This window comes from Vibrio sp. vnigr-6D03 (assembly GCF_002835515.1).
In the GTDB taxonomy this organism is placed as follows: Bacteria; Pseudomonadota; Gammaproteobacteria; order Enterobacterales; family Vibrionaceae; genus Vibrio; species Vibrio penaeicida.
Genome location: NZ_PIZL01000008.1, coordinates 69,571 through 94,407 on the forward strand (window position 1 = coordinate 69,571; position 24,837 = coordinate 94,407).

Sequence of the window (24,837 nt, forward strand, 5' to 3'; positions counted from 1 at the left end):
CGCTTTCGGCTTTGGATCTTTCAAGTCAATATAAGGAAGTTAAAGGTTATTATGAACGCGAAAAAGCTGACATTAAAAGACGTATCACTCGCTCTTGGTGTATCGACCGCGACCATTTCTAATGCCTTTAACCGACCCAACCAACTCTCCGAAAAGCTTCGGGCGCACATTTTATCTGAATGTGAAAAAATGGGGTTTTACGGTCCCAATGCAGCGGCGCGTAGTTTAAAAATTGGGAAGTCTGGCATTATCGGTGTGTCGCTCGCAGAGCGCCTTCAATATAACTTTAGCGATCCCATCGCAACGCAGTTCTTAACGGGTGTTTCCGAAGTGTTTGACGAAGAGAACATCAACATTCTCTTACTGCCTAGCCGAGTTGGGTTCGCTGAGAGTCGTTCTTTCGATGCTTATGCCGACGGCTTTATTGTCTATGGTCCACCAAAAGACGACGAAATGTTGGCAAGGCTGATTCGTCAGCACAAGCCTATGGTTTCAGTCGATGTGGATATTGATGGTGTTTGTCACATCAACACCGATGACGAGGGAGCGGCTTCTCTCATCTCGAATCACACGCTTGGGCAACCCTTTAAGCAAGTCTGCATTTTAGGGTTAAGGCTGACGGCTTCGCCTAAAGCTGAACCCATTCATACAGCAGATTTGCTGGACTTTAATATGTCGGTATCAAACCGACGCCTTCAAGGAATGCAGAATGTGATCAAAGCCAAGACAGGACATTTTCTGCAAGACAAACACATTTGGAACGTACCAGACAATGCGTTCGATGATGCTTATCAAGCCGCAAAGCAGGCGCTTAAAACAAGCAAGCCAGACGTTATTTTGTGCATGAGCGATGTGATTGCTTTAGGCACGATACAGGCGTGTCAGGATGCTGGGTTGTCAGTACCTAACGATGTGAGAGTGTCTGGATTTGATGATATTCCGCAGGCTGAAACCGCGGGACTAACGACGATCCATCAGGCTCAAAGAGAGAAAGGGCGGCTGGCAGCGTACATGATTTTAGGTAAGGAACCGTTGAAAAGCTGCGTAATAGACAGCGAGCTAAAAGTTCGAACCAGCGCCTGAATCAAATATCCCCGCACCGCTTATCGACGGATTGGGGATAAAAGAAGATTGAGTGTAAGAAAAACTATTCGCTCAGAATAAGCAGTTTTACACAAGAATTCTCCGAACTTGTCCAAGGGAACTTTCCGGTAATGCAGAAATGGTGTGTCATCACATCTAGAGCGTTGTTGTATGTGTGAGCTGCCTGATCGCTTACCCAATTTACCGTACTGTTAGAGCCGAAGTTCTTAATGTGATGGAATTTGAGGAATGCGTCATTCTCATCGTATACCGAAGCACTTCCGTCAATCGTTAACTTTTCATTTCTATCCAGTCGCAACCTGTGTAAGCCAGCTTTGTAGACTTGACCATTGACCTTAACGACGGTCTCTGGCGGTGTTGGCTCGTCTCCTCGTATCAGCGCGTACTGCTTATATTTTTTGTGCGACCCTTTCATTCCAACAATGACGAGTGAATCGCGACCGAAACTGGCGGATTGATTCTTCAAATAATGTCGGTTGTCGGTGACTAGCTCGACTTTCACGTTTTGGCTGTTTGAGAATGCACCTAAATTCAAATTGGGTGATTTGGTTGCAACTCGGATGGTTTGTTTTTCACCAAATGACACATCCGATACACGCCAATGGTAAATCCAATTTTGCGCTTCACCTTCTGTCTGAACGGATAATTGGTGACGTTCATTGATTGCGAGAGTTTGGTGCGTTTTCCAATCCTTTATTTCGGGCAGTGCAACGTTCTCGTTATCGATGATCTCAATGTTCCATTCGTTGTTACCATCGATATCACCACCATGCAGCTTCTTAGATAGGGTTATCTTCCCAGGAGATGTGGTTTTCATATGAAGAACGTTGTCTGTTGAATCCACACCCGCATACCGGAAGATACCGAGAAGGGTATCTCTGGTGTTGTTATGAATGGAGCCTTGCCAGTCAGAATTGGCTGAGAGAGAGTTTGATCCAACAGTAAAACAATGACCTGCTGGGACTTTTGTGAACGTTTCACTGTCGAGGGCAGATTCTGGAATGGTGATCGTGCTGGTTTGCGCTGTGCATTCTGGTGTCGAGTTGGTGCCATTAATAACCACATCAATAACACCGGACCAACGTTCGCTGTCGCTGCTAGCCTGTACATTCAAACGAACTTCTTCTCGTTCACTTGATGAAAGATACGCGTATTCATTCAACGTTTCGTAGGTTAACGTTGTGCGTTCAGTATTTACAGTGGCCAATCCACGATCAGAACTATTTAAAGTGACGACATCAAAGACGGCGTTCGTACCTGAAACCAAATCAGATGCACTCACATTCAATTGCGTGCCATTAGACATGAGTTTTGGATGAGATTTTGGTGTAGCGACGATCAAGTCAACATTGGCGCAAAAAGGATACGCTTTCACAATCGTGTTGGTTTCAGAAACGCACATTTCTATTTGATAAGTCCCTTCCTCTCTTAGCTGAAGTAATACCGTTCTTTTAGCGTCACTCGTGACTACTGAATTGTCTGGGTTGGTAATCGTCCACTGAGCGAACTGCGCTAAAGCCGTGGTTTGATTTGACAATTCGTAGCCATTAGGAGCGGGAATAAGAGGCAGCTCTTGGTGTATTTTCGTTGTTTGCTGATCCGAACGTGCTGAAACATAATCGCCATTTGGCAGAGAGATGGTGGCAAACACTTTCCACTTGGCTGAGATACCCGACCCATTAGCAGGCTCTGTTGGTTGAGTGGGCGCGGGGGTTGGTGTCACTGGATTGGTGGTTGTTTCTGAATCCGATCCTCCGCCACAGGCAGTGAGACCTAATAAAACCGTAGTAACTAGCAACTTTTTCATTGTTCTTCCGAGTTAGGTTAACGGCTCAGCAATGACGTTTTTGGGGAAAGTTGAGCCTTATATGAAACTTGGAAGCAGCGTAATTTTGAGAATGTTAATTTCGCATTAAATTGGCATAAATAGTCACTAATGCAATCCTTTACACAGAATCAATATTTATAAAGTGTGAACTGTGTAAGAAAAGACCCTAATCTTGTTGGTGATAATGTTATGTGGCAGTCACTTGTATTGCCAGACCTAGCGATTAGTTAGGACACGTTGAACCTTTTCAGCGTGTTCTTCGCACCATGTTGTACGATGGATTCATACGCATTCTTTATCCTTGCAACAGCGGTATCATTTTGGATTAATTGAGCGCCGAACACGTCCTCCACTTGAATAAATTGTTCGACCAGATTGTTAGGTTGGGTGCTTTTGTGAATAGTATCGAACTGCGCTGATTTTGGATCCTTAACTTCAAATCTTTCTCCACTGTCGTCGACTCCACCTACGTATCGCATCCAAGCTGCGATCGCCAAATAGTAATCTTCACAGTTTTGATCCGCTTGAAGGTGAAGTTCCATAGGTCTAAGGATTCTTTGCGGCAATTTCTGGCTGCCATCCATCGCGATTTGCCAGGTTTTATGTTTCAGTTGAGTATTGCGAAAACGCTCGATAAGCGACTCTTTATACACGTCCAATTCATGTTGGGGCATTTGTAACGTTTGTGCTTGCGATGTCATGAGCCGTCGAACCGCTATCTCGAAATCTTTGTCTTGAATCGTCTCCGCTACTGTTTTGTAACCCGCTAAGTAACCCAAATAAGCCATGAAAGAATGCGCCCCATTGAGCATTCTCAATTTCATGTCTTCGTAGGGCGTGACATCCTCAACAAATTGAGCACCGGCCGTTTCCCAGTTTGGTCTGCCATAACGGAAGTTATCTTCTATCACCCATTGGCTAAAAGGTTCGGTGATGATACCGCAGGGGTCGTGTTCTCCCACGATACGATCGATTTCTTGTTGGGTTTCGTTGGTGACGGCTGGCGTAATTCGATCGACCATCGATGATGGAAAAGTGACTTCTCGGTCTATCCAAAGCGCGAGTTCGGGGGAAATCAACTCGGCAAATTGCGTCACCGCGTTTTGAACGGTTTCTCCATTATTTGGGATATTGTCGCAAGAAAGCACCGTTACCCCTTCTAAATTTCGTTCAAATCGCCTTCTCAAAGATTCCACGATGTAACCAATTGCTGAACGTGGCGCGCTGGGCTTGGCTAAGTCATGCAGAATGAGAGGGTCACTTGTGTCTAATTGCCTAGAATGAGGTTCTATGCAATACCCTTTTTCGGTGATGGTGAGTGAGATGATGTGGGTATCGATTGACGCCATCGTATCCAAGATCACGTCTTTGCCATGAATCATAGGATGCAGAGCGTTACTAATGGATTGAATTTTGGTGATATTCGCACCGCCGTCCCCCTTAGCAATGACAGAGTATTGATAATTTTGCTCCGTTAAAGCCGATATCATTGGCTGTCCGCTAAATAGGCTCACCACACACGTCCCCCACGGATCTTTAGCATTCATTGCCTCGTGAGAATAAACCGCTTGGTGTGCACGATAGAACGCCCCAAACCCTAAATGAACAATCTTTGTCGGTATACTTTTGACGATTTCAGAGCTCATATTTTCACCAGTGGTATTTACAAAATAATTAATAACAGGTTATGTTATTAATTATTTTCAATCAAGCGATCATTCAAATGGAGTGAGTTATGGAACAGACTTGGCGCTGGTACGGGCCGGAAGATCCCGTGTCCTTACAAGACATTAGGCAAGCAGGTGCGACAGGAATCGTCACTGCATTACACCATATCCCTAATGGAGAGGTATGGAGTGTTGAAGAGATCAAGATAAGAAAAACCCAAATAGAAAGCGCAGGGTTAACGTGGTCGGTTGTAGAAAGTGTGCCCGTGCATGAAGACATAAAACTCCGAACAGGCGCATGGAAAACCTGGGTTGAGAATTATAAGAAAACCCTAGAAAATCTCGCGATATGTAGCATTGATACCGTGTGCTACAACTTTATGCCAGTTCTGGATTGGACACGGACAGACTTGGAATATGAGCTGCCTGATGGCTCAAAGGCGTTGCGGTTTGACCACACACTGTTTTCTGTATTTGAGCTGCACATTCTGAAACGAGAGGGAGCCGCTCAGCAGTACAGTGAAGCTGAACAAGCAGCTGCTCGTGACGTGTTTTCTCAAATGCATCAAGACGATATTGATAAGCTAACGGCAAACATCATAGCTGGGCTGCCGGGTGCAGAAGAAGGGTACAGCTTGGATGAATTTCGCGCTCATCTTACTCGTTACGATTTAGTTGATAAGGAAAGACTTCGTTCTAATTTAAGACTGTTTTTAAACGACTTAATGCCAATTTGTGAACGGCAAAATATCAAAATGGCGATTCACCCCGACGATCCACCCAGACCCATTTTGGGGCTCCCTAGAATTGTTTCAACCATTGAAGATATGGCGTGGTTGGTGGAATCGGTTCCTAGTGAAAACAATGGTTTTACGTTCTGTACTGGTTCCTACGGTGTTCGAGAAGACAATGATTTGGTGAATATGATCAATGCCTTTCACAACCGAATATTTTTCACGCACTTACGTTCGACTCAAAGAGAAGAAAACCCTCATAGCTTTCACGAAGCAGCGCATTTAGAAGGGGACGTGGATATGTATTCGGTGGTATTAGCGCTTTTGAAAGAAGAGTCGAGAAGACGAGGAAATGGCAATAACCGCTCCATTCCTATGCGCCCAGATCACGGGCACCAGATGATAGACGATTTGAACAAATCGACTAACCCTGGCTACTCGTGCATTGGTCGCTTAAAAGGGCTCGCTGAATTCCGTGGGCTAGAGCTCGGCATCAAGCGGATGTTAGAGTCGAGCAACGTCTAACGACTTTTTAATCGTGTGAGTATTTCGGTTTGAAATAGCGGCGAAAGTGCGCCAAATAGTTCATCTGCTTTGGCGCGCTGACCTACATGCAGTGAAACTTCCCTTGATACAAATTTGGGTAGCTTTTCGGAAAAACTTTGCTCTAAACGTTTGAATATTTCAGGGCTTTGCGCAAAAGGTCCAGTTATCACGATCTGTTGAGGAAACAGAACCAAAAATGCATTCATTAGTGTGGCGCTCATGAGCTCTATGGCCTGGTTTATTACGGGCAAATCGGTGATCTCCTTATCATTGAACATCTCCTCGAACCCTGCTTCGTTAGACGGAACATTTTGAACGTGTGCTTTCAGCTCTCCTTCAATTGCGCGAAGAGACGCAACCGATTCCACCGTGACCAGTTTTTCTCCCATGAAAATGGACGTTTGCCCCAGTTCGCCAAAACCACCTATGGGGGTATGAAGTACTTGTCCACGCAACGCATAGGATGTTCCGATCCCGTAACCCCAGTGAATATTCAGCACCGAATCTTTCTTGTTTTCTGGGTGGCGAAGTAAACGAGCGCGTAATTCGTTGTTGAGGTTTTTGGCTATTTTAACGGGCAGCTTAGTGTTGTTGGAAAGAGGCTCGAACGAAAGGTTGGTTACTTCAGGCCAACGATTGGCGTAGACCCAACTCACTTTATCTTCATCCACTAAGCCGGGTAATGAACAGGTGATGCCTACGATATTGGACTCTGGAGACGACTGAATTAAAGTATTTGCCAGTGTTTCAAACTGATTCAATATTTGTTGGTTTGAAAGCTCGTGGTCGTTGAGCGTTTTTGAAGACGAGCTAACGACTTCGCCCTTCAAGTTAATGAGATGTGCATAAATGGTCAGCGAGTCGATGGTGATAACAATACCCGACAACGCGTTGGGCTGAACGCGCAAAAACACTTCAGGTCGTCCTGGCTTGGATGGATTAATGGTTCGATCTTCGATAACCAAGCCAAGCTCAATGAGCTCTCCAACCAGTTCTGTCACCGTCGCGGGGCGCAATCTGTATTCTTGGCTTAAGCTTTTTCTAGTAGGGGCAGGCTGGCTAAAAATGGCACGTAATAGCTGGTTTTTCCGTTTGTCTGAAAGCTGGCTCAATTGTGAATCGAGCTGTTCCAATGATGTCGCGAGACGTTCACCAAAAGAGAGGTTAGTCGACGTTTTTGAGGTTGATGCAGACGGCATAAATGGTGATTTCCTTCAAATTTTTGCCATTCAATTAAGAGGTTGGCAACGACGCTAATCTGGCTAGGAGCATGTCTTTTATTCAATAAAAAACAAATAGTTGAAAGTAACGTCTATCCGCTTTGTCTAAAAGCTCACTTATATAATTACACATTGTGTAAAAAATAGTTATTTACAGCAAGTGTAATTAATGACAGATTTGTGTTTAAAGAATGAACATGTGATTCGCACATAACCAGATTTGTGGAGTAAGAAACAATGGAAATATCTAGGTGGTTAGACGAAGCATCTATGGGGGCAGCCGCTGCCCAGCACGGAGCGCAGCTCGTTCAACAAGCTATTGAAAAGAAAGGGCATGCGAACATAATTTTGGCTACGGGCACCAGCCAGTTTTCAATGCTTTCTAATCTGATCGTTGATGCCAGAATTGATTGGTCAAAGGTGTCCATTTTCCATCTCGACGAATATGTGGGCTTGAGTGATGAACACCCAGCTAGCTTTAGGCGATACCTGAGAGAGCGAGTTGCCGACAAACTGGTAGGTCTTCATTCCATCACTTATGTCAATGGAGATGCGTTTCCTCTTCATGAAGAATTAACAAAGCTCAATGAGAAGATGGCCGCAGTAAGTATCGATGTAGCGTTTGTTGGGATCGGTGAAAACGGTCACTTAGCGTTTAACGATCCACCCGCCGACTTTGAAGTGACCACGCCTTACATTCAAGTTGAATTAGATGAAGCATGCCGAGAACAGCAGTTAGGCGAAGGGTGGTTTGCTTCATTAGAAGAGGTTCCTACCTACGCGATATCTATGTCTATTCAGCAGATTCTGAAAAGTGAACACATTGTTTGCACAGTGCCATCGAAGAGGAAAGCACAAGCTGTTCGAAACTGTTTAGAAGGTGAACTATCCGTTCTTCATCCGGCGTCTGTGTTGCAAAAGCACTCGTCGACATCCGTGTTTTTGGACAATGAGGCTGCAAGCCTACTGGACCTAAGAGGTCGAGATGAGTAGCGCGAGCTCGAAAAGCCTGCTGGTGTATTCAGGTGATGATCGGCCTTTGATGCGATATGACATCAATGAATTGGGCATCATCTCTCGGGTTACAAACGAAGTGCCGGCATTTTGTCTTGATACGAATAATCAGGATTCCGTTGTTACTCCGGGGCTGGTGGATATTCAGATCAACGGGTTTAACGGGCTTGATTTCAATTCTTATGGTGTAACAGCCGAGAAGTTGGATTGCGCTTTATCGGCAATGCTGGAGTGTGGCGTTACCCGCTGCTTACCAACATTGATTTCGGCCGAAGAAAACAAACTCTATCGCCTTCTTCAGGAGTTAGACGACGCCGTAAAGCAAAGTACTTTGGGCAAAGAAATGGTCATGGGCTATCACATTGAAGGACCATTTTTATCTCCAAAAGAGGGTTTTGTTGGAGCCCATCCGAAAAAAGCGATGATTTCGGGTTCTGTTGCGATTGTTAAGAAAATGCAGTCATTGTCATCCAAGCCTATCAAGCTAATGACGGTTGCACCGGAAATTGAAGGCGTGCTTGAGCTGATTTCATTTCTCAAATCGGAAGGGATTACCGTAGCGCTAGGGCATACCAATGCGAGTTCAGAAAAAATAAATGAAGCAGTAAACGCAGGCGCGATTCTTTCAACGCATTTAGGAAATGGTTTGGCGCATCAACTGCATAAGGTGGATAACCCGCTGATGGCGCAATTGGCTCATGATGGCCTCTATGCCAGTTTCATTGCCGATGGACTTCATGTTAAGCCGGAAATGCTTAAGACGTGGTTGCGCGCAAAAACGTTACCACGTGCCGTTTTAACAACGGATGCGACAGCAGCTGGAGGGTTATCACAGCAACCGGGGCGTTACTGGTTGGGAGAGGCTGAGATTGAGCTTTGTTCCGACGGAGTGGTGCGTATTCCAGGTTCCCCTTACTTCGCGGGTTCATCAGCACGAATGGATAAAATGTTGCGTGACACGATGAAATGGTGCGGTCTTACGATGTCTGAACTGCTTCAAGTCACACGGCACAACCCGCTGCAACTGCTCTCGCTTCCAAACACAATGCCTGGAGTAGGGGATAGAGCAGAATTTCTTGAATGGTCTCTCACCCCTGATGGTCCGTTTTTAATGGCCGCACATTTAGGCAAACATTCGATCAGTCACACGATAAAAGAGAGCCACAAATAGGCGATTAAGCGACACCGTGAAATGAATAAAGGAACAGGCGGCATGGCGAAAGCGTATCCCGCTCAATAACCCAATATTTGGCTTAGGAATAGCCGAGTAAACAAGGAGTATAGGACATGAAATGGACACTAACGAAAGGTTTAATTAGTTGCACAGTTGCAGCAATACTGATGCCGAGCTTATCGATGGCAACAACGTTACGCTTGGCAGAAAACCAGCCGGAATCCAACCCCGTTACCGTGGCGATGCATAAGTTTACCGAGCTTGCATCGACATACTCAAACGGAGAGATAAAAGTCAAAGTGTTCTCGGGTGCTCAGTTAGGGCAAGAGGCGGAAACCATAGAGCAAACCCAAGCTGGGATTATCGACTTAACTCGCGTAAACAGTGTGACTCTGGCGAACGTGTCTCCGAGTATCGGTGTGTTTACGCTTCCTTATATCTTTAAAAATGTGAAACACAAATACCGTGTTTTAGATAGTGAAGTAGGTGATGAAGTTCGTGCCGATATGGCGAAATACGGCTTGATCGGTTTCGAATACATGGAGGCGGGAACCCGCAGCTTTTATACCACGAAAGACAACCCTGTAAACTCAATCGAAGACATGAAAGGGCTAAAAATCCGAGTTCAGAAATCACCCATTTCGATCAGCATGGTCAATCTTGTTGGCGGCGTTGCGACACCCATGAACTACGGTGAAGTGTTCTCTAGCTTGCAAACTGGCGTTATCGACGGCGCTGAGAACGACTACGTGAGTTATCTAACATCTGGTCACTATGAAGTTGCGCCTAACTACGTTGAAGATGGTCACTTGAGCCCGCCCGCTATACTGATCATGAATAAAGCGAAATATGACTCCCTTCCTCAAAATCAGCGCGAAGCTATCTCTAGAGCAGCGAAAGAAGCGGCGATCTTTGAGCGAGATCTGATGATTCGCGCCAACATTGATGCAAAAAAGAAAGTGGTTGCAGCGGGTGTGAAAGTCACGGTTATCGACAATACACCTTTCCAAGAAGCGGTTCAGCCAGTGTATGAAGAATTTCCGAAACTGTTACCTCTTGTTAGCAAAATTAAGGCAGTGAAATAGTGCGGAGTGCTTGCCTTAAACCGTAGGGTTACGTTGAAACATAGAGTTGTGATTGAACGTAGGGATAAGGCAAGCACAAAGCTCACGGAGCCAAAATGATAAGTCTGCTAATAACGAAACTGAACCAAATTGTTGCATGGGTAGCTAACCGATTGCTTGAGCTGATTGTTGTGATAACTGTCATGCAGGTTGTTCTACGATATGTGTTTAACAAGCCAACCAGTTGGTCTGAAGAAGTCGCGATGTTGTTTTTGGTGTGGTATGGGATGTTGTCTATTGCTGTGGGGGTGAAAACGCATTCTCATGTTGCGATTACCTATCTCAGAGACAAAGCACCCATAGCCATTGGTAAAGCATTAGATTACTTCGCTTATCTATGTATTGCGGCTTTTTCCCTCATTCTACTCATGAATGCTCAAACGCTGGTTAACATTGCTGGTGCGCAGATTCTTCCTGCTTCCGGTTTGCCAAAGCAGCTACTTTATTATTCAGCCGTTGTCGGGGCTATTCTGACTCTTATCAATGCACTCACCAACATTGTGACAGGTGATATTCGCGAAAAAGAAGAGGGATCTTTATGAGTGCGGATCAAGTAGGGATTGCGGTACTACTCGGCAGCTTTTTAACGTTAATGTTACTAAGAGTGCCCATTGCTTTTGCGCTAGGCATATCTTCAGTACTTACTGCTTGGCAGTTAGACCTTCCACTGTTACTTGTGGCGCAACGAATGGTCAATGGCATGTTCAGCTTTACGTTTCTTGCGGTGCCATTTTTTATACTTGTCGGCAGCATTATGACGGAAGGCGGAATTTCCGACCGATTGGTGCGTTTTTCAGAAGTGCTAGTAGGTCGATTTAGAGGCGGGATGGCGCAGGGTAATGTGGTCGCCAGTACCTTCTTTGGTGGCATTTCGGGCTCTTCAGTGGCAGATGTGGCATCGATTGGATCGTTTTTGATTCCTGCCATGAAGCGCAGTGGATACCCTGCGGAATACTCGGTAGCGGTTACGGTGACATCTTCTGTGCAGGGGGTATTGATTCCGCCAAGCCAGAATATGATTTACTACGCGTTGGCAGCTGGCGGGTTACCGATTAGCCAGCTTTTTGTCGCAGGTTATGTGCCAGGCATATTGCTGAGTGTTTCTCTCATGATTTTGTGCGGATTTTTGGCGATACGCCATGGTCATCCGCAAGGAAAAAGGTATTCGCTTAAAGAAGGGATAGCGATCACCAGCGAAGCTTCAATTGGGTTATTTACCATCGTTATTATTATCGGTGGGATAGTGTTAGGTATCTTTACCGCAACAGAGTCTGCGGCAGTTGCGGTGGCGTATGCGTTGTTAGTCACAGTGCTGGTGTACAAAAGCGTCAACCGTACTCAAATGAATAAAATCATGAGCGACACCATGAAAACGCTGTCGATGGTGATCGCGATTATCATGACTTCTTCTGCATTTGGTTATTTATTGTCGTTCCTCAGCGTACCAAGTTTACTGGCTGATTTTATCTTGGGGTTATCCGATAACCCTTATGTGGTGCTGTTAGCCATCAACATATTGCTGCTGGTTTTGGGGATGTTAATGGACATGGGGGTGTTGATTCTGATTCTGACGCCCATTCTTTTACCCATAGCCAAAACCATAGGCGTCGACCCGATTCATTTCGGCATCATCATGCTGCTCAATTTAGGTATTGGCGTGTGTACTCCACCTGTGGGTACGTCGTTAATGGTTGGGTGCGGAATAGGTAAGGTGAAAATAGAAACCACGGCTCGGCACATGCTGCCTTTCTATTTGGCGATGGTTGTCGTGCTTATGCTGGTGACTTATATGCCTGCGATAACCTTGTGGTTACCTTCTTTACTTTAGCTAAACAGACCTTAGACCAATAGACCACAGCCCAGCAGACCGAAGCTATACCTTACTAATACCTACGAAATTTTTGCCCCTTTCTTTGGATCGACAAAGTGAGGGGTTTTTCGTGTCACTTCTTTTTACCTGTTTAATTCGCCTCATCCGTTAACTCAATTACCTCATCGGTTTTTTAAATCATTTCAATAATCCGCGGTCGCAAAGAAGATCTCGAACAAGCGCTTCGTGATCAACTTCACGCTAGCTGCTAAATTGATCAAATAATAACCATAAATCGATTTACATATCGTATTTAAAATGTAATTTTATATTTAAAATATCGAACTAAAAAAGGAGATCAGAAATGATCATAGACAGTCACTTGCATCTATGGGATTTGGATGAGTTCGATTTGCCATGGGTCACAGGATTTGAAGCGCTCAATAAAACGTTCAGTTTGGACATGTACCAATCTGATTTTAAATCCGTCGATCGCGCTATCTACGTGGAAGTGGATGTCGTTGAGAGTCAAAAAGGTAAGGAAATTGACGCTATAGGGCTGCTGTGTCGAAACCCTCAATCTCCGCTTGTTGCTATGGTTGCGTCTCTTGATGTCACACGAAGCGACATTGTTCCTTATCTACAAAGCGTGCACAGCGAAGCAAAACATGTCGTTGGATTCAGACAGGTACTTCACACAGAGGAGCGACCACAAGGATACTGCTTACAAGCCCCTTTTATTCATGGTGTTCAAGCGATAGGTAACGCTGGTTTTTCTTTCGATATTTGTATTCGCCCTCAAGAGCTAGAGGATGCCGCAGCACTCATCAAGCATTGCCCAGATACGCATTTCGTTATCGACCATGGCGGTATTCCTGCCATTGCCTCCTATTTGGAAGATGAAAAAGCCTATGAGAAATGGAAACAAGATATTGCCCTAATAGCGGCGATGCCAAATGCTGTTTGTAAGGTATCTGGTCTTGTTACTCAAGCTGGGGATCTTTCCAAAACTGAAGGTTTGTTAAGCGATGTGCTTGCTTATCTAAAAGCTACATTTGGTGCAGAAAGGCTGTTGTTTGGCTCCGACTGGCCGGTTGTTGCTTTAGTGGAGTCAGCGCAGGATTGGCATCAACGCTTAAACGCAATGGTTTCAAATTGGACAGAAGAAGAACGTCAGCACCTTTTCCATAAGACGGCGCAACGTTCTTATTTGTCGCGGCTACGTTAGGAGAATGCTCATGCAGAAGTTTGGTCAAGTTATCCGATTAAAGCCCGAACATTACGACGAATACGTTAAAGCACACGCTGAAGTTTGGCCGGAAGTACTGGCTCAAATCAAAGCGTCACACATCCAAAATTACTCCATTTTTCATCACGACGGTTTGCTGTTTGCCTACTTTGAATACGTTGGTCATGACTTTGAAGGAGATATGGCTGCGATGGCCGCAGACCCCATTACTCAAAAATGGTGGGCGTGGATGAAACCCATGCAGCAGCCATTACCTGAAGCAGGTGAAGCGTGGTGGCAAAACATGGAACAAGTCTTTGAACTCAATTAAGGAGATACCCATGCTACAAGGAAAAGTAGCCCTTATTACCGGATCAGCGTCTGGGATTGGGTTAGCGATAGCCAAAGGTTTTCATCAAGCGGGCGCACATGTCGTTTTAGTAGATATGAACCCCGAGCACCTTGAGAGTGCTGCGGAAGAGTTTGGTTCTGATCGGATCACGTCGTTAACGTGTGACGTGTCTTCGGAGCCCGACGTAAAGCGCCTAGTGGCAGAATTAGAACAGCAAATTGGTCGATTGGATATTCTCGTTAACAATGCTGGTATTGCGCACATTGGTAACGTTGAAAATACCGAACTGGATGAGCTTCAACGCGTATTTTCAGTGAATGTGAATGGCTTATTTTTATTCACCAAGTACTTGATGCCAATGCTTCAATCGGCAAAAGGGTCCATTCTCAATCTTTCTTCTATCGCCGCTAAACTAGGCATAGCCGATCGGTTTGCGTACTCCGCCTCTAAAGGTGCGGTATCAGCCATGACGCTCAGTGTCGCAAGAGATTACGTTGATAAAGGGGTGCGTTGCAATTGCATTTGCCCAGCTCGAGTTCATACGCCATTCGTCGATGGGTATTTAGATAAACACTACCCCGACAATAAAAACGAAATGTTCAAAGTACTCAGCGAATATCAACCTATTGGACGAATGGGGACACCGGAAGAAATCGCCGATATAGCGGTATTTCTTTGCAGCGATAAAGCCAAATTTATTACAGGCGTAAGCTACGACATAGACGGTGGTGTGGTTCAACTCCGCTAAACATTTTTTTAAGGACAATAAAATGAAACTGATTCGAGTGGGCGAACTGGGGCAAGAGAAACCCGGCGTCGAACTAACCAATGGAAAACGTGTCAATGTCAGCGCTTTTGGTGAAGATTATACGGAAGATTTTTTTGAAAATGATGGTGTAGAACGGTTAGCGAAATGGCTCGACGAACACCAAGGAAATTGCCCCGATTTTGATGAAAAAGAACGTTATGGTGCCCCGATTTACCGCCCATCTAAAATTATATGTGTTGGTCTGAATTACAAAAAACACGCCGAGGAATCGGGCATGCCACTTCCAAGCCAGCCCGTATTGTTTATGAAAGCGACGAGCTCACTGTGCGGACCAAACGATCCTGTCATTATTCCAAAAAACAGCGTGAAAACCGACTGGGAAGTGGAACTCGCTATTGTTATTGGCAAACGCGCCAGTTACGTCTCGGAAGACGAGGCATTGGATTATGTGGCTGGGTATGCACTACACAACGATTACTCAGAACGTGAATTCCAGCTTGAACAAGAAGGGCAGTGGGTAAAAGGCAAAAGCAGCGACACCTTTGCGCCGCTTGGGCCTTATTTGGTTACCACCGACGAGTGCACGGATCCGCAAAGCCTCCGGTTATGGTTATCTTTGAACGGTGAAATGCTGCAGGACAGCAACACCAGTGACATGGTGTTTTCAATCGCTAACCAGATCAGTTACATCAGCCAATACATGACCTTATTGCCAGGTGATGTCATATCGACAGGTACGCCATTTGGTGTTGGGTTGGGATTCAATCCGCCTAGATATTTGAAAGAGAACGATGTCGTAGAACTTGGTATCGATGGGCTGGGTGTTTCTAGTCAAGTCGCCGTCGCGTACGAAAATGCCTGAATGGAATCAGGGTTAAGGAATCAAAGCCATGACACGGATAGTGAAAGCAGAGCTTTTTTGGGTCGATCTGACTCCCGAAGTAAAACGAACTGACGCCATTCAGGCATTTGTTTGTCAAGAAACACCCATTGTTAAAATTACCGATGGTGACGGTGTAACGGGTGTGGGGTACACCTACACCATTGGTACTGGAGGTTCTTCTGTCGTCGCGCTTCTAAACGATCACCTGTTGCCTCAGCTAATTGGGAAAGACCCAGATTGTATTGAAGAGATTTGGCGCTCTTTATACTTCCATTCACACGCCACATCGGTAGGCGCAATTACGTCCCTAGCACTTGCGGCGATTGATACTGCGTTGTGGGACAGAAAATCGATTAAAGCTCAGCTTCCATTGTGGAAAATGGCGGGAGGAGCGAAAAATGAAATTCCGCTGTATACCACCGAAGGGGGTTGGTTACACCTTACGGCAGAACAACTTGCGGCGGATGCCATTGCGGTTAAACAGCAAGGGTTTGGTGGCTCCAAAGTAAAGGTCGGTTCACCAAGTTTAGCGGAAGATATTCGCAGGTTGGAATACGTGAGAGAGCAGGTGGGCGACGACTACCACATCATGGTTGATGCCAACCAAAGCTTCAGCCGTGATGAAGCCATAAAGCGAGGCAGAGCATTCGCCGAACTCGGAATCAGTTGGCTAGAAGAGCCGATGCCAGCGGAAGATATCTCGGGTCATCAGCAATTGTGTGCCGCTGCAGGGCTGCCTATTGCGGTCGGCGAGTCCATGTACGGCACGCGTGGTTTTCGAGAATATTTAGAGCGTGGCGCTTGCCATATTGTTCAAGTCGATGTGGCTAGAATTGGAGGGATTACTCCTTGGTTAAAAGTCGCGCATTTGGCTGAAACGTATAACGTGTCCGTTTGCCCACATTTCTTGATGGAGCTGCATGTATCGTTATGTTGCGCAGTGCCTAATAGCCGCTGGTTAGAATATATCCCGCAGTTAGGTTCTGTTACATCGAACACACTTTCAATAAATAATGGCAAAGCTATTGCTCCTTCGGAGTCTGGCTTAGGTATAAACTGGGATTGGGACAAAATACGGCAAACAACCAAAGTGGAAAATGCGATCACATAGTATGAATGATGTGATGTCTCGCAGATGAAACTTGGTAAAGTATTCAGTAGTATTGGTTCCAATAAGCGACAGTCTTATACCCTAAGCATCTTAAGGTTACTTGGGTACAGCGCCAGAAAGGCAGCTTGGAAGCAAGTTATTCACCAGTAAGGAAAACCATTGGATACGAAAGAAGAGAAAAAGTATCAAGCGCCAGCTCTGGAAAAGGGCTTAGACATCATAGAAGTACTTTCAAGCCACGCTTCTGGGCTTTCTCAGGTCGAAATTGCCAGAGAATTAGGCAGAAGTGTCGGAGAGATTTTTAGAATGCTGGTGGTGCTGTGCGATAGAGGTTATTTGTCGCTAGATTCTCACACCGACAGGTATGCGCTTACCACGAAGTTGTTCGAAGTCTCGCATCGTTATCCAAAGATAAAACGCCTCACATCCCTTGCGGTTCCGGTTATGAATACATTGGCTGAAAAGCTTCAGCAATCGGTTCATTTGGCCATCGTTTCTGAAGGGAAATTGTTGGTTATAGGGCAAGTTGACTCTCCGGGATACCACTTGATGAGCGTTCGCTTAGGCGCCAAATTGGATGTGTGGAAAGCGTCTTCTGGTCGCGTTATTTTAGCGCATTCGCCAGACAGTGAATTAGAGCAGTTTATCCTTGCCCACCCTCCCGGTAGTGAAGAAGACATTAGCGAAATAAAAGCGGAGCTAGCGAAAGTTCGTAAAAAAGGATACGAAGAGCGCAAAAGCTATGTCATTAAAGGGGTCGTCAACATTTCAGTACCTCTAACGGATTACTCTGGGCAGGCAATCGCCTGTTTGACCATTCCTTTAATAGAAAGCGTTGAAGGCGATAACCGTGCCATCAGGAAAGAATGCCGCGAAGCTATGCTGGAAGCGGCTGAGTATTTAAATGAACAGATGGGCGGTAATCTGCATCAGTAGCCAATCAACGTCATTAAGCTTCGGTTCCCATAGGTTTGGGTTCTGAAGCAAAATAAAAGTTTTTTTGTATGCATTTGTTCATTTCATCGACACTAAGTGATGAAACTACAATTTTACCGAACGAGTGTTCTCACCAATAACTTCTCACATTGATATCAACCATCGACTGTTCTAGCTTGTTCACATAATTTTATATTAATGTGAGGAGTTGGAGATGGGAAAACCTGCTGCCACCGTTACATCAATGCATGTCTGCCCCAAGGTTACAGCCAAAGTCCCTCACGTCGGTGGGCCAGTGGTTAGTGGCTCAGGCAATGTATTTATTGGGGGCTTACCTGCTGGTAGAAAAGGAGATAAGTTGGTCTGCATAGGTCCGCCAGACACTATCAACGAAGGTTCTGGCTCAGTCTCCATTAATGGAAAACCTGCCGCAAGAATGGGTGATGGTACCGCTCACGGTGGTAAAATCGTTGCCGGAAATCCGACAGTATTGATTGGTTGACGTCGTCAATCGGTAAAATAACATCGAGCGTAACTTAGCGTCATGCTCATCAAATGTGAAAGAGAGGTGACCGACCTCTCTTTTTTTATGCGTAAAGTTTCTCAAGGCTATCTTTTGCAAGGTGATAAATCTATTATCGCGCTACCCATTCACAGCGGCGTAACCATCGCCCCAAAGAAAAAGGAGGAATTAATTATGTTTGTGTGTCGCCCATTTAGCGCACGTCACTTTGCTATAGTGAACCACTCAAGACATTGCGATATCGTGCTGCGATAATCCAGGCTTGAGCGAATACAAAACCATTCTATTCAGAGTGCTCTTCTCTTGAGCTCTTGGATTGTTGTCAGCGTAGTTTGACAAGGGCATCGTGCCCGCAATTCTTGAGAAACTTATGAGTACTTTAGTATCAGCACAAACTCTTACTATTGAACAACCTTCAAGCACTTTGTTTGAAGCGATTTCCTTCACCCTGCAAAAAGGCAACAAAATTGGCTTAATTGGTCACAACGGTTGTGGAAAAAGCTCGTTACTTGCCGTGTTGAGTGGCAGATCAGATTCTCACACAGGAAGTGTTACCAAAGCACACCGCTGCGTGGTTGCCAGCGTAGAGCAGCACCTTCCTGCCGCAGTTGAGCACGCCAGTTTGATTGAAGCATTGGCAGAGCAATTACCAGAGCTCGATGAACGATGGCGCGTAGAAGCGTTATTGGCAGAATTTGGCTTTAGCGAAAGCCAATGGCAACAGCTTGCTTCCTCCCTCAGTGGTGGGCAGCACATGAAACTCTTGCTGGCAAGAGCGCTTATTACCCAGCCCGATCTATTGCTTTTAGATGAACCCAGCAACCACCTAGATTTACCCACCTTGCTATGGTTAGAGCGTTTTCTTAACACATGGCGTGGCAGCTTTGTTTTGGTGTCTCACGACCAGACTCTTTTAGACAGCGTAACCAATACAACTTGGATTATGAGAGACAAAGGACTCTATAGTTTTGATTTACCTTGTAGCGAAGCGAGGCAAGCGCTCTCAGAGAAAGACATGGCTGATGAAGCTCGCCATAAGTCGGAGCAAAAGGAGATTGACCGGATCGAAAAAAGCGCCAAACGTTTAGCCGTTTGGGGCAAAGTTTACGACAACGAAGACTTAGCCCGTAAAGCTAAACACATGGAAAAGCGCAAAGATCGATTGGTCGAGCAGCAAACCGAACTTACGCAAGGTTCACCGTGGACGCTGACCTTGTCGGGTGAACGTATGCAAGCGAATCGCCTGTTAGAACTCGAAAACACCCAAGTGAAAGCACAGTCTCATCTTCCCTTGCTATTTGAGGTTATTCACCAGCAAATCAAAAGTGGTGATAAAGTCGCGATATTGGGTCGAAATGGCAGTGGTAAATCTTCTCTTATGCGCATGCTTTGGGCTGCGCACTCCGATGGTTACAGTGTTGGAGGAATAGTACTTCATCCAAAAGCAAACATCGGATACTACGACCAGAGCTTAGAGCAGATAAACGGAGAGGAAAGCCTACTAGACGCGCTGTATTCCTACGGGAATTTAACGGAAGAAGTACGAAAGCGTTCATTAATCAGTGCCGGTTTTCCATTTAACCGCCATGAGCAGAAGGTAAAGGAACTCAGTGGTGGTGAGCGTTCCCGATTGTTATTTGTTGGGCTAACGCTCGCAAACTATCATTTGCTCATGCTGGACGAGCCAACCAACCATTTGGATTTAGAAGGGAAAGAAGAGCTTTTCGAAACCTTAAGAAACTTCCAAGGCGGGGCGTTGGTGGTCAGTCACGATCGTCGGCTTATCGAATCCAGTTGTAATCGATTCTGGCTAGTGACCGACGGAAAACTGGAAGAGTACCTCGAAGTTGATGAAGCGTACCAGCGTTTGGCTTTTGAAAGTGGTGATCTCCAAATTGGCAGTTCTTCTGAACTCAATAAGGAAAGCAACACTAAGGACGTAAGCAATTCTGTTCATTCTGATATTGATGAAGAGATCATGCTCGAAAGGCTATTGGAATTAGAAGTCTGGCTTGAAGACGATCTAGCTCGAAAGCCTAAGCATCAAAAACCAAAACTTCAGTCACAATGGCGAGAAGAAATTGCGTTAATTAATAGTAAGTTAATCTGATACCCAAGTAACCTCAAGATGCTAGGTTCAGCGGCTTCCTTACCAAAGAATAGGGAACTGGCTTTCAGGCAAGGCATCGATTTGAAGATCTAGTTATTCTAAATCAAGAATCGGTAACGTAGTATGAAAGCCAGTTAAACTCGCCCTTGGGAGCCCATATTCTGTTCCATTTCATCGTCAAAGAACTTGGAAAGGACTCGTCATTCCACTGCGTCCTTCTCCTTGAACTGGAACAGGCTATGAGGCTCTGAATCCTGCATTTTGAGGTCACTTGGGTATATAAGATATAAAAATGAATGCTCCCCATATGGGGAGCTTCTTTTCATCCTGAGTTCAGGATTTTTAGGTGTTTCCTATGACTGTCATTATCAGAAAGGCGTTCGAAGACGAATGCCAGGCTTTACATAACTTGGTCACCAAAGACGAGGAATGGACGAAATACAACGGTCCTTACTTTGGCTACACCCGTCCAACGAAAGACGTGTTTCGAACAACCACATTCCAGCGGCTTCTCAAAGGGGAAGACATTCAGGTAATTGAATGGAATGGCAAACCAGTGGGTACAGTAAGCTGCTATTGGGAAGACGAAAACACCCGTTGGTTAGAATCTGGTGTGGTGATCTATGACTCCAAAGCATGGGGGCAGGGCATAGCACATCAGGCGCTGAGTCAGTGGGTTTCACACATATTTGCCACACGAGAGCTAGAAAGAGTAGGGCTCACAACATGGTCAGGTAACCCTGCAATGATGAAGTGTGCCGAAAAACTTGGCTTCAAACTTGAAGGCAGGCTGCGAAAAGTGCGTTTCTATAAGGGTACGTACTATGACTCCGTAAGATACGGAATACTAAAGGAAGAATGGATGCAATTGGGGAGTGTGAATGAGATATCTAGCCGTCGTACTGATTAGGTTTTATCAGCGCTTTATCTCTCCATATAAAGGATTTCGATGCGCACACGCCTGTTTACACCAAGGGGATTCCTGTTCTGAAGCCGTTAAAAAGATCATTCAGGAAGACGGCGTGTTTTCATCAAAGACAAGAATTTCACGGCGTTTTTCAGCATGCAGAGTCGCAAACCATACTTTGAGTCGAGAGAGGAAAAAGAAAAAAGACAAAAAAGAAAACGATCAATTTTGTCAGAATGCGGATTGTTGTTCCAATGTCATTTGGACCAAGAAAGACTGCTCAGATGGCGTGTGCGACTGTTCTTGGTAGTGTACAGTTCCATTTATAGCTAGGGCAGTAAGGGAGCTTATGCTACACTCGCCGCCCTTTTCTGTTTCAATGAGATGATCACCATGAGCCTAAAGCAAGAACTTCAAAAGCTTCACAACCGTTTAGATAACTGCCAACGTAAACTAGACGCAGCGAAAGGGCGTGGCGATCAAGAAATGATTTCAAAGTTCGTTGATGAAATAGAAAAGATGAATAAGAAAGCGAACTCGATGAAGCACAAGCAACAGTACGACATGAACAAAGAGCGTAAAAGCTTGCTTGATATGCCATTTTCTCGTGAAATCACTAAAGCTGAACAAGCGGATATGGGCAAACTGAAGAAATCAGTAAAAGGCTTGGTTGTCGTGCATCCGACGACAAAATTGGGTAAAGAACTTCAGTTGAAAGCAATGACAGGTTACGCCCCGAAAAAGTTCTAATTTTTTCAGCCCAAATCTAAAAAAGGTGGGTGTTCAGAACCTCCTGAACTCCTATCCTATTCATCTTCGACTTTCATAGTTAACATGTTATTCCTCACAGCTAAAACCTTAACAATTATCATTTATACCCAAGCATCTTGAGGTTACTTGCGTATAGCCGTTCTATTCTTGTTGTTCTATTGTTATTTTTTTCGTCAGATAATAATATAAATTTATTTTATTGTATTACTATCTAATAATTTAACTATCTAATAATTTAAAGTTAACATTTTATTCTATAATTGTATTATTATTGCTAAATATAATGAATTATTTAGTATTGATAGATGTATTTATTGCATGGTTATAGCAAATCCAAGTGATTATACTCGCATTTTTTCTTCCTTTTTAATAATGAAAATAAAATAATAATATTATTTGGAATTTTCATGGTTATTATCTTTTTTGATTTTTATTTGGTGAAGATTAATTCTTTGTATATATATTGTTTGTTAACTTAATATTAACCTGGAACTATTTCAGTTTGATAACTATATAGGGTTTTTAAATTAACTTAGGGATACAATTGTGAGTGTTGGTTTTAAAGAAGAAGTTTTAGAAGAAATTGTGGTCAATGAATTACGATCATCTGATTATGAAGAATTATACCCATTAATTACTCCCCCACATTTGGGTTATGTAGATGAAAGATTATTGAAGAAAGTATTTAAACCTGAAGGTCCTGATGTAGTAACAGGGTTGGCACTAAGAGCTTCGGGTAGATTAGTTGGGTGTATAGGATTTATCCCGAAAACTAGACTGGATAGTGATGGTAAACTAGTGAACACGATAAATCTCACCTGTGCTGTTTCACACCCAGATTATAGAGGGTACGGATTAAAGCTATTTCGGCAGCTTAATAAATATGATAACACGCTATTTACTGTACTTTCTGCAAGCGAAGTTTCGGATGCGATCTTTAGGAAAATATGTAAAGCGAAAGAAGAGTCAAATAGATTTCAAATACTACCCGAGAGCGACGAATCCAACAAAAACAGAGTAGAGGCTTTTTTCGGAGGGGATGGGTTTAGGTATCTCGATTTGGAAGATAAAAAATTGTATTTTCATCACGAAGACCTTGAGTGTAACCAAATGGTTTTCAAAAGCGGGGAACAATCTTGTTATATCATTACTAGAAAAGTTATTCTACAAGGAAATCTTTGTAGCGAAATAGCATATTATAATAATGAAAAATTTATCGTAGATCATGTTAATGATGTTTCAAGAATACTAAAAGAGAAAGAACAATCAACATTTTGTGTAATTAGTTATTCGGATTGCCCTAGTAATATTATTGATGCTGATCATCAATTTAACATGAAAGAACCAAGAATAACTTTTGGAATAGATTCTGATTTGCCCTTCATCTCTTTACATTCGGAAAATTTAATATTTGGTCTTTAATTTAACAACTGATGACACAAAAAATGATTAAATATAATAAAAAAGCGTTTCTGATGTGCGCCATTCCCATCTCGTTATACAACGTTGTCATGTCATCTTTAGGGTTTGTTGATTCTTTTATGATCAGCCTACTTGGAGATACAGAGGCAGCAGCAGCAGGCATTGGAGCTAGATGGCTTTGGTTTAGTGCGTTTTTTGTTTCTGCTTCATCTACTGGCGTTGCTATTATTTGGAACCAACAATCTGAACGAGCGGATTCAGAGTATAGAAAAAACATAGTCCGTGGGGCACTAATCATATTTGGTTGCTCGCTAATTTTTGCCTGTTTATTCTTCGCTATACCTGAGCTCCTAGCAAAATTATTTACCAAAGAAGATGATATTTTACGTTTGTCGAGCAGCTATATCTCTTTAATATCTGTCGTCATCATTCTTACTGGGCTAACGACCATTCAAGACGTAGCATTTCGGTCACTGGGTAGATTTAATGTTGTGCTATATAGCTACTGTTTTGAAGTGATACTAAATATAGTTTTGAATTACCTACTTATTTTTGGAGCTTATGGTGCTCCCAAGCTTGGAATTGAAGGAGCAGCGGTAGGTTCTATCATTGCTAGAGGGGCTAGATTTTTATTGCTTCTTGCTGTGGTGTACATGTGGGAGCCGAGGCTTAGAGTAAAGATGAGTGAGGTATACTCGTCTTTTAATATTGAAGCCTATAAGAAAATATATAGCTTATGTTGGCCTGTGATTTTAGGTTCATTATCTTGGGTTGGCGGTGTGTTTGCGTTTCAGGTTATTTACGCCAATATGGGAACTAACGTGCTGGTCGTAATGTCCATCATCACACCATTTGAACTTTTGGCTCTGTCTTTCGTTTCTGGCGTTGGGCAAGCAACCAGTATTCTGGTTGGTAAAGAACTTGGATCTCGGAGGTTTGAAGAGGCAAAAAAAGTTGCAAATATAGGGCTTACATTTGGTGCTATTTCTGGTTCGGTAGCTGCAATGATCATTGTAGGCTCATCATTTTGGGTTATTCAATATTACGTGCATTTAAGCGAGCCAGTAGTCAAAATGCTTTCCATTATGTACCCGCTAACAGCTATTACCGTTATGCTAAAAGCAATCAACAGCGTACAGATGGCAGGTATATTGGTTAGTGGTGGAGAAACAAAATTCGTCGTTAAGTTGGATTTCATATGCCAATGGATTATCGCTATACCAACTGCACTTGTTTTAGGACTGTGGTTAGCTTTACCTGTACATTGGGTGTACTTGTTCGTTCAAATGGAAGAATTTGCCAAACTTTTCCCTGCATTGTATAGGATTAGGCAGCACAAGTGGTTGGTTAAGCTAGCGTAGTAAATACCAGCACCTAAGAGACTCATGCCGCTCGATTTATCGTGAGCGGCATTTTATAAACAATGAGGTGGCGACTACGTTTTCGTACAGAATTTCTATGTAATAATTGAAATATGCCACGTTTCACCTGCGTCAGTGATTTACTTTCTATGTCAATAATTGGTAACGCATGCAAGTTCACGAATTCTTCACATATCTCAAACCAACATAAGCTTTGGTTTCGGATATCTAAAGGGGTAAATA

22 protein-coding genes are annotated in these 24,837 nt (G+C 44.1%); 19 read left to right on the forward strand and 3 right to left on the reverse strand.

Annotated elements, in window-relative coordinates:
* Positions 1 to 51 precede the first annotated feature (51 nt).
* On the forward strand, positions 52 to 1,083 hold the full coding sequence (locus CW749_RS07030; RefSeq protein ID WP_180958340.1) for a LacI family DNA-binding transcriptional regulator: 1,032 nt from the start codon (positions 52 to 54) through the stop codon (positions 1,081 to 1,083).
* Positions 1,084 to 1,147: 64 nt separating this feature from the next.
* Here CW749_RS07030 and CW749_RS28325 read toward each other — a convergent pair whose 3' ends face one another.
* Positions 1,148 to 2,911 (reverse strand): hypothetical protein, encoded by a 1,764-nt coding sequence (locus CW749_RS28325; protein WP_201796995.1) that lies wholly within the window; start codon positions 2,909 to 2,911, stop codon positions 1,148 to 1,150.
* Positions 2,912 to 3,159: 248 nt separating this feature from the next.
* Positions 3,160 to 4,578, reverse strand: a complete 1,419-nt coding sequence (locus CW749_RS07040; protein ID WP_101111321.1) for a fructuronate reductase — start codon at positions 4,576 to 4,578, stop codon at positions 3,160 to 3,162.
* An 89-nt stretch (positions 4,579 to 4,667) separates the two neighbouring features.
* Here CW749_RS07040 and uxuA point away from each other — a divergent pair, with 89 nt between their 5' ends.
* Positions 4,668 to 5,858: a mannonate dehydratase gene (uxuA, locus tag CW749_RS07045; RefSeq protein WP_101111322.1), complete on the forward strand. Its 1,191-nt coding sequence runs from the start codon at positions 4,668 to 4,670 to the stop codon at positions 5,856 to 5,858.
* Here the strand turns inward: uxuA and CW749_RS07050 are convergent.
* On the reverse strand, positions 5,855 to 7,078 hold the full coding sequence (locus CW749_RS07050; protein ID WP_101111323.1) for an ROK family transcriptional regulator: 1,224 nt from the start codon (positions 7,076 to 7,078) through the stop codon (positions 5,855 to 5,857). The two genes, uxuA and CW749_RS07050, sit on opposite strands and share 4 nt — an antisense overlap.
* 258 nt (positions 7,079 to 7,336) lie before the next feature.
* On the opposite strand from CW749_RS07050, the gene CW749_RS07055 reads away from it, so the two are divergent.
* The 17 genes from CW749_RS07055 to CW749_RS07150 all read left to right on the forward strand — a co-directional run bounded on the left by CW749_RS07055 (position 7,337) and on the right by CW749_RS07150 (position 24,594).
* Positions 7,337 to 8,092, forward strand: a complete 756-nt coding sequence (locus CW749_RS07055) for a glucosamine-6-phosphate deaminase (RefSeq protein WP_101111324.1) — start codon at positions 7,337 to 7,339, stop codon at positions 8,090 to 8,092.
* Positions 8,085 to 9,284 carry an amidohydrolase family protein gene (locus CW749_RS07060; RefSeq protein ID WP_101111325.1) on the forward strand — a complete coding sequence of 400 codons (1,200 nt, stop codon included), beginning with the start codon at positions 8,085 to 8,087 and terminating at the stop codon, positions 9,282 to 9,284. Before CW749_RS07055 ends, CW749_RS07060 begins: the two co-directional genes overlap by 8 nt.
* Before the next feature lie 116 nt (positions 9,285 to 9,400).
* Entirely contained in the window at positions 9,401 to 10,372 is a 972-nt protein-coding gene (locus tag CW749_RS07065; protein WP_201796996.1) for a TRAP transporter substrate-binding protein, read from the forward strand.
* Positions 10,373 to 10,467: 95 nt separating this feature from the next.
* Complete coding sequence (locus CW749_RS07070) at positions 10,468 to 10,953, forward strand: TRAP transporter small permease (protein WP_101111326.1); 486 nt, start codon at positions 10,468 to 10,470, stop codon at positions 10,951 to 10,953.
* Positions 10,950 to 12,239 carry a TRAP transporter large permease gene (locus tag CW749_RS07075; protein WP_101111327.1) on the forward strand — a complete coding sequence of 430 codons (1,290 nt, stop codon included), beginning with the start codon at positions 10,950 to 10,952 and terminating at the stop codon, positions 12,237 to 12,239. Before CW749_RS07070 ends, CW749_RS07075 begins: the two co-directional genes overlap by 4 nt.
* Positions 12,240 to 12,585: 346 nt before the next feature.
* A complete protein-coding gene (locus CW749_RS07080; RefSeq protein WP_101111328.1) occupies positions 12,586 to 13,449 on the forward strand; it encodes an amidohydrolase family protein in 864 nt (287 codons plus the stop codon).
* 10 nt (positions 13,450 to 13,459) lie between these two features.
* Positions 13,460 to 13,780, forward strand: a complete 321-nt coding sequence (locus CW749_RS07085) for an L-rhamnose mutarotase (protein WP_101111329.1) — start codon at positions 13,460 to 13,462, stop codon at positions 13,778 to 13,780.
* A gap of 10 nt (positions 13,781 to 13,790) precedes the next feature.
* Positions 13,791 to 14,549 (forward strand): SDR family oxidoreductase, encoded by a 759-nt coding sequence (locus CW749_RS07090; RefSeq protein ID WP_101111330.1) that lies wholly within the window; start codon positions 13,791 to 13,793, stop codon positions 14,547 to 14,549.
* A gap of 22 nt (positions 14,550 to 14,571) precedes the next feature.
* Positions 14,572 to 15,432: a fumarylacetoacetate hydrolase family protein gene (locus CW749_RS07095; protein WP_101111331.1), complete on the forward strand. Its 861-nt coding sequence runs from the start codon at positions 14,572 to 14,574 to the stop codon at positions 15,430 to 15,432.
* 28 nt (positions 15,433 to 15,460) lie between these two features.
* A complete protein-coding gene (locus CW749_RS07100; RefSeq protein ID WP_101111332.1) occupies positions 15,461 to 16,564 on the forward strand; it encodes a mandelate racemase/muconate lactonizing enzyme family protein in 1,104 nt (367 codons plus the stop codon).
* A gap of 159 nt (positions 16,565 to 16,723) precedes the next feature.
* Positions 16,724 to 17,500, forward strand: a complete 777-nt coding sequence (locus tag CW749_RS07105) for an IclR family transcriptional regulator (RefSeq protein ID WP_101111333.1) — start codon at positions 16,724 to 16,726, stop codon at positions 17,498 to 17,500.
* 214 nt (positions 17,501 to 17,714) lie between these two features.
* A complete protein-coding gene (locus tag CW749_RS07110; protein ID WP_101111334.1) occupies positions 17,715 to 18,002 on the forward strand; it encodes a PAAR domain-containing protein in 288 nt (95 codons plus the stop codon).
* Positions 18,003 to 18,393: 391 nt separating this feature from the next.
* Complete coding sequence (locus tag CW749_RS07120) at positions 18,394 to 20,133, forward strand: ABC-F family ATP-binding cassette domain-containing protein (protein WP_101111336.1); 1,740 nt, start codon at positions 18,394 to 18,396, stop codon at positions 20,131 to 20,133.
* Positions 20,134 to 20,488: 355 nt separating this feature from the next.
* Positions 20,489 to 21,043, forward strand: coding sequence for a GNAT family protein (locus CW749_RS07130; protein WP_101111338.1), 555 nt, complete (start codon positions 20,489 to 20,491; stop codon positions 21,041 to 21,043).
* Positions 21,044 to 21,433: 390 nt separating this feature from the next.
* The gene (locus tag CW749_RS07140; RefSeq protein ID WP_101111340.1) at positions 21,434 to 21,790 is read left to right on the forward strand and encodes a YibL family ribosome-associated protein; all 357 of its coding nucleotides are present in this window, start codon (positions 21,434 to 21,436) and stop codon (positions 21,788 to 21,790) included.
* Positions 21,791 to 22,357: 567 nt separating this feature from the next.
* Positions 22,358 to 23,233: a hypothetical protein gene (locus CW749_RS07145; protein WP_101111341.1), complete on the forward strand. Its 876-nt coding sequence runs from the start codon at positions 22,358 to 22,360 to the stop codon at positions 23,231 to 23,233.
* Between the two features lie 23 nt (positions 23,234 to 23,256).
* Complete coding sequence (locus CW749_RS07150; RefSeq protein ID WP_180958341.1) at positions 23,257 to 24,594, forward strand: MATE family efflux transporter; 1,338 nt, start codon at positions 23,257 to 23,259, stop codon at positions 24,592 to 24,594.
* Positions 24,595 to 24,837: the final 243 nt, after the last annotated feature.

What these genes read in the sequence shown, in the direction of transcription:
- uxuA (WP_101111322.1), top strand. Translation starts at nt 4,668, where the DNA reads ATGGAACAGACTTGGCGCTGGTACGGGCCGGAAGATCCCGTGTCCTTA.
- CW749_RS07070 (WP_101111326.1), top strand. Translation starts at nt 10,468, where the DNA reads ATGATAAGTCTGCTAATAACGAAACTGAACCAAATTGTTGCATGGGTA.
- CW749_RS07080 (WP_101111328.1), top strand. Translation starts at nt 12,586, where the DNA reads ATGATCATAGACAGTCACTTGCATCTATGGGATTTGGATGAGTTCGAT.
- CW749_RS07150 (WP_180958341.1), top strand. Translation starts at nt 23,257, where the DNA reads ATGATTAAATATAATAAAAAAGCGTTTCTGATGTGCGCCATTCCCATC.
- CW749_RS07075 (WP_101111327.1), top strand. Translation starts at nt 10,950, where the DNA reads ATGAGTGCGGATCAAGTAGGGATTGCGGTACTACTCGGCAGCTTTTTA.
- CW749_RS07130 (WP_101111338.1), top strand. Translation starts at nt 20,489, where the DNA reads ATGACTGTCATTATCAGAAAGGCGTTCGAAGACGAATGCCAGGCTTTA.
- CW749_RS07060 (WP_101111325.1), top strand. Translation starts at nt 8,085, where the DNA reads ATGAGTAGCGCGAGCTCGAAAAGCCTGCTGGTGTATTCAGGTGATGAT.
- CW749_RS07095 (WP_101111331.1), top strand. Translation starts at nt 14,572, where the DNA reads ATGAAACTGATTCGAGTGGGCGAACTGGGGCAAGAGAAACCCGGCGTC.
- CW749_RS07065 (WP_201796996.1), top strand. Translation starts at nt 9,401, where the DNA reads ATGAAATGGACACTAACGAAAGGTTTAATTAGTTGCACAGTTGCAGCA.
- CW749_RS07110 (WP_101111334.1), top strand. Translation starts at nt 17,715, where the DNA reads ATGGGAAAACCTGCTGCCACCGTTACATCAATGCATGTCTGCCCCAAG.
- CW749_RS07120 (WP_101111336.1), top strand. Translation starts at nt 18,394, where the DNA reads ATGAGTACTTTAGTATCAGCACAAACTCTTACTATTGAACAACCTTCA.
- CW749_RS07085 (WP_101111329.1), top strand. Translation starts at nt 13,460, where the DNA reads ATGCAGAAGTTTGGTCAAGTTATCCGATTAAAGCCCGAACATTACGAC.
- CW749_RS07040 (WP_101111321.1), bottom strand. Translation starts at nt 4,578, where the DNA reads ATGAGCTCTGAAATCGTCAAAAGTATACCGACAAAGATTGTTCATTTA.
- CW749_RS07090 (WP_101111330.1), top strand. Translation starts at nt 13,791, where the DNA reads ATGCTACAAGGAAAAGTAGCCCTTATTACCGGATCAGCGTCTGGGATT.
- CW749_RS07030 (WP_180958340.1), top strand. Translation starts at nt 52, where the DNA reads ATGAACGCGAAAAAGCTGACATTAAAAGACGTATCACTCGCTCTTGGT.
- CW749_RS28325 (WP_201796995.1), bottom strand. Translation starts at nt 2,911, where the DNA reads ATGAAAAAGTTGCTAGTTACTACGGTTTTATTAGGTCTCACTGCCTGT.
- CW749_RS07055 (WP_101111324.1), top strand. Translation starts at nt 7,337, where the DNA reads ATGGAAATATCTAGGTGGTTAGACGAAGCATCTATGGGGGCAGCCGCT.
- CW749_RS07140 (WP_101111340.1), top strand. Translation starts at nt 21,434, where the DNA reads ATGAGCCTAAAGCAAGAACTTCAAAAGCTTCACAACCGTTTAGATAAC.
- CW749_RS07100 (WP_101111332.1), top strand. Translation starts at nt 15,461, where the DNA reads ATGACACGGATAGTGAAAGCAGAGCTTTTTTGGGTCGATCTGACTCCC.
- CW749_RS07050 (WP_101111323.1), bottom strand. Translation starts at nt 7,078, where the DNA reads ATGCCGTCTGCATCAACCTCAAAAACGTCGACTAACCTCTCTTTTGGT.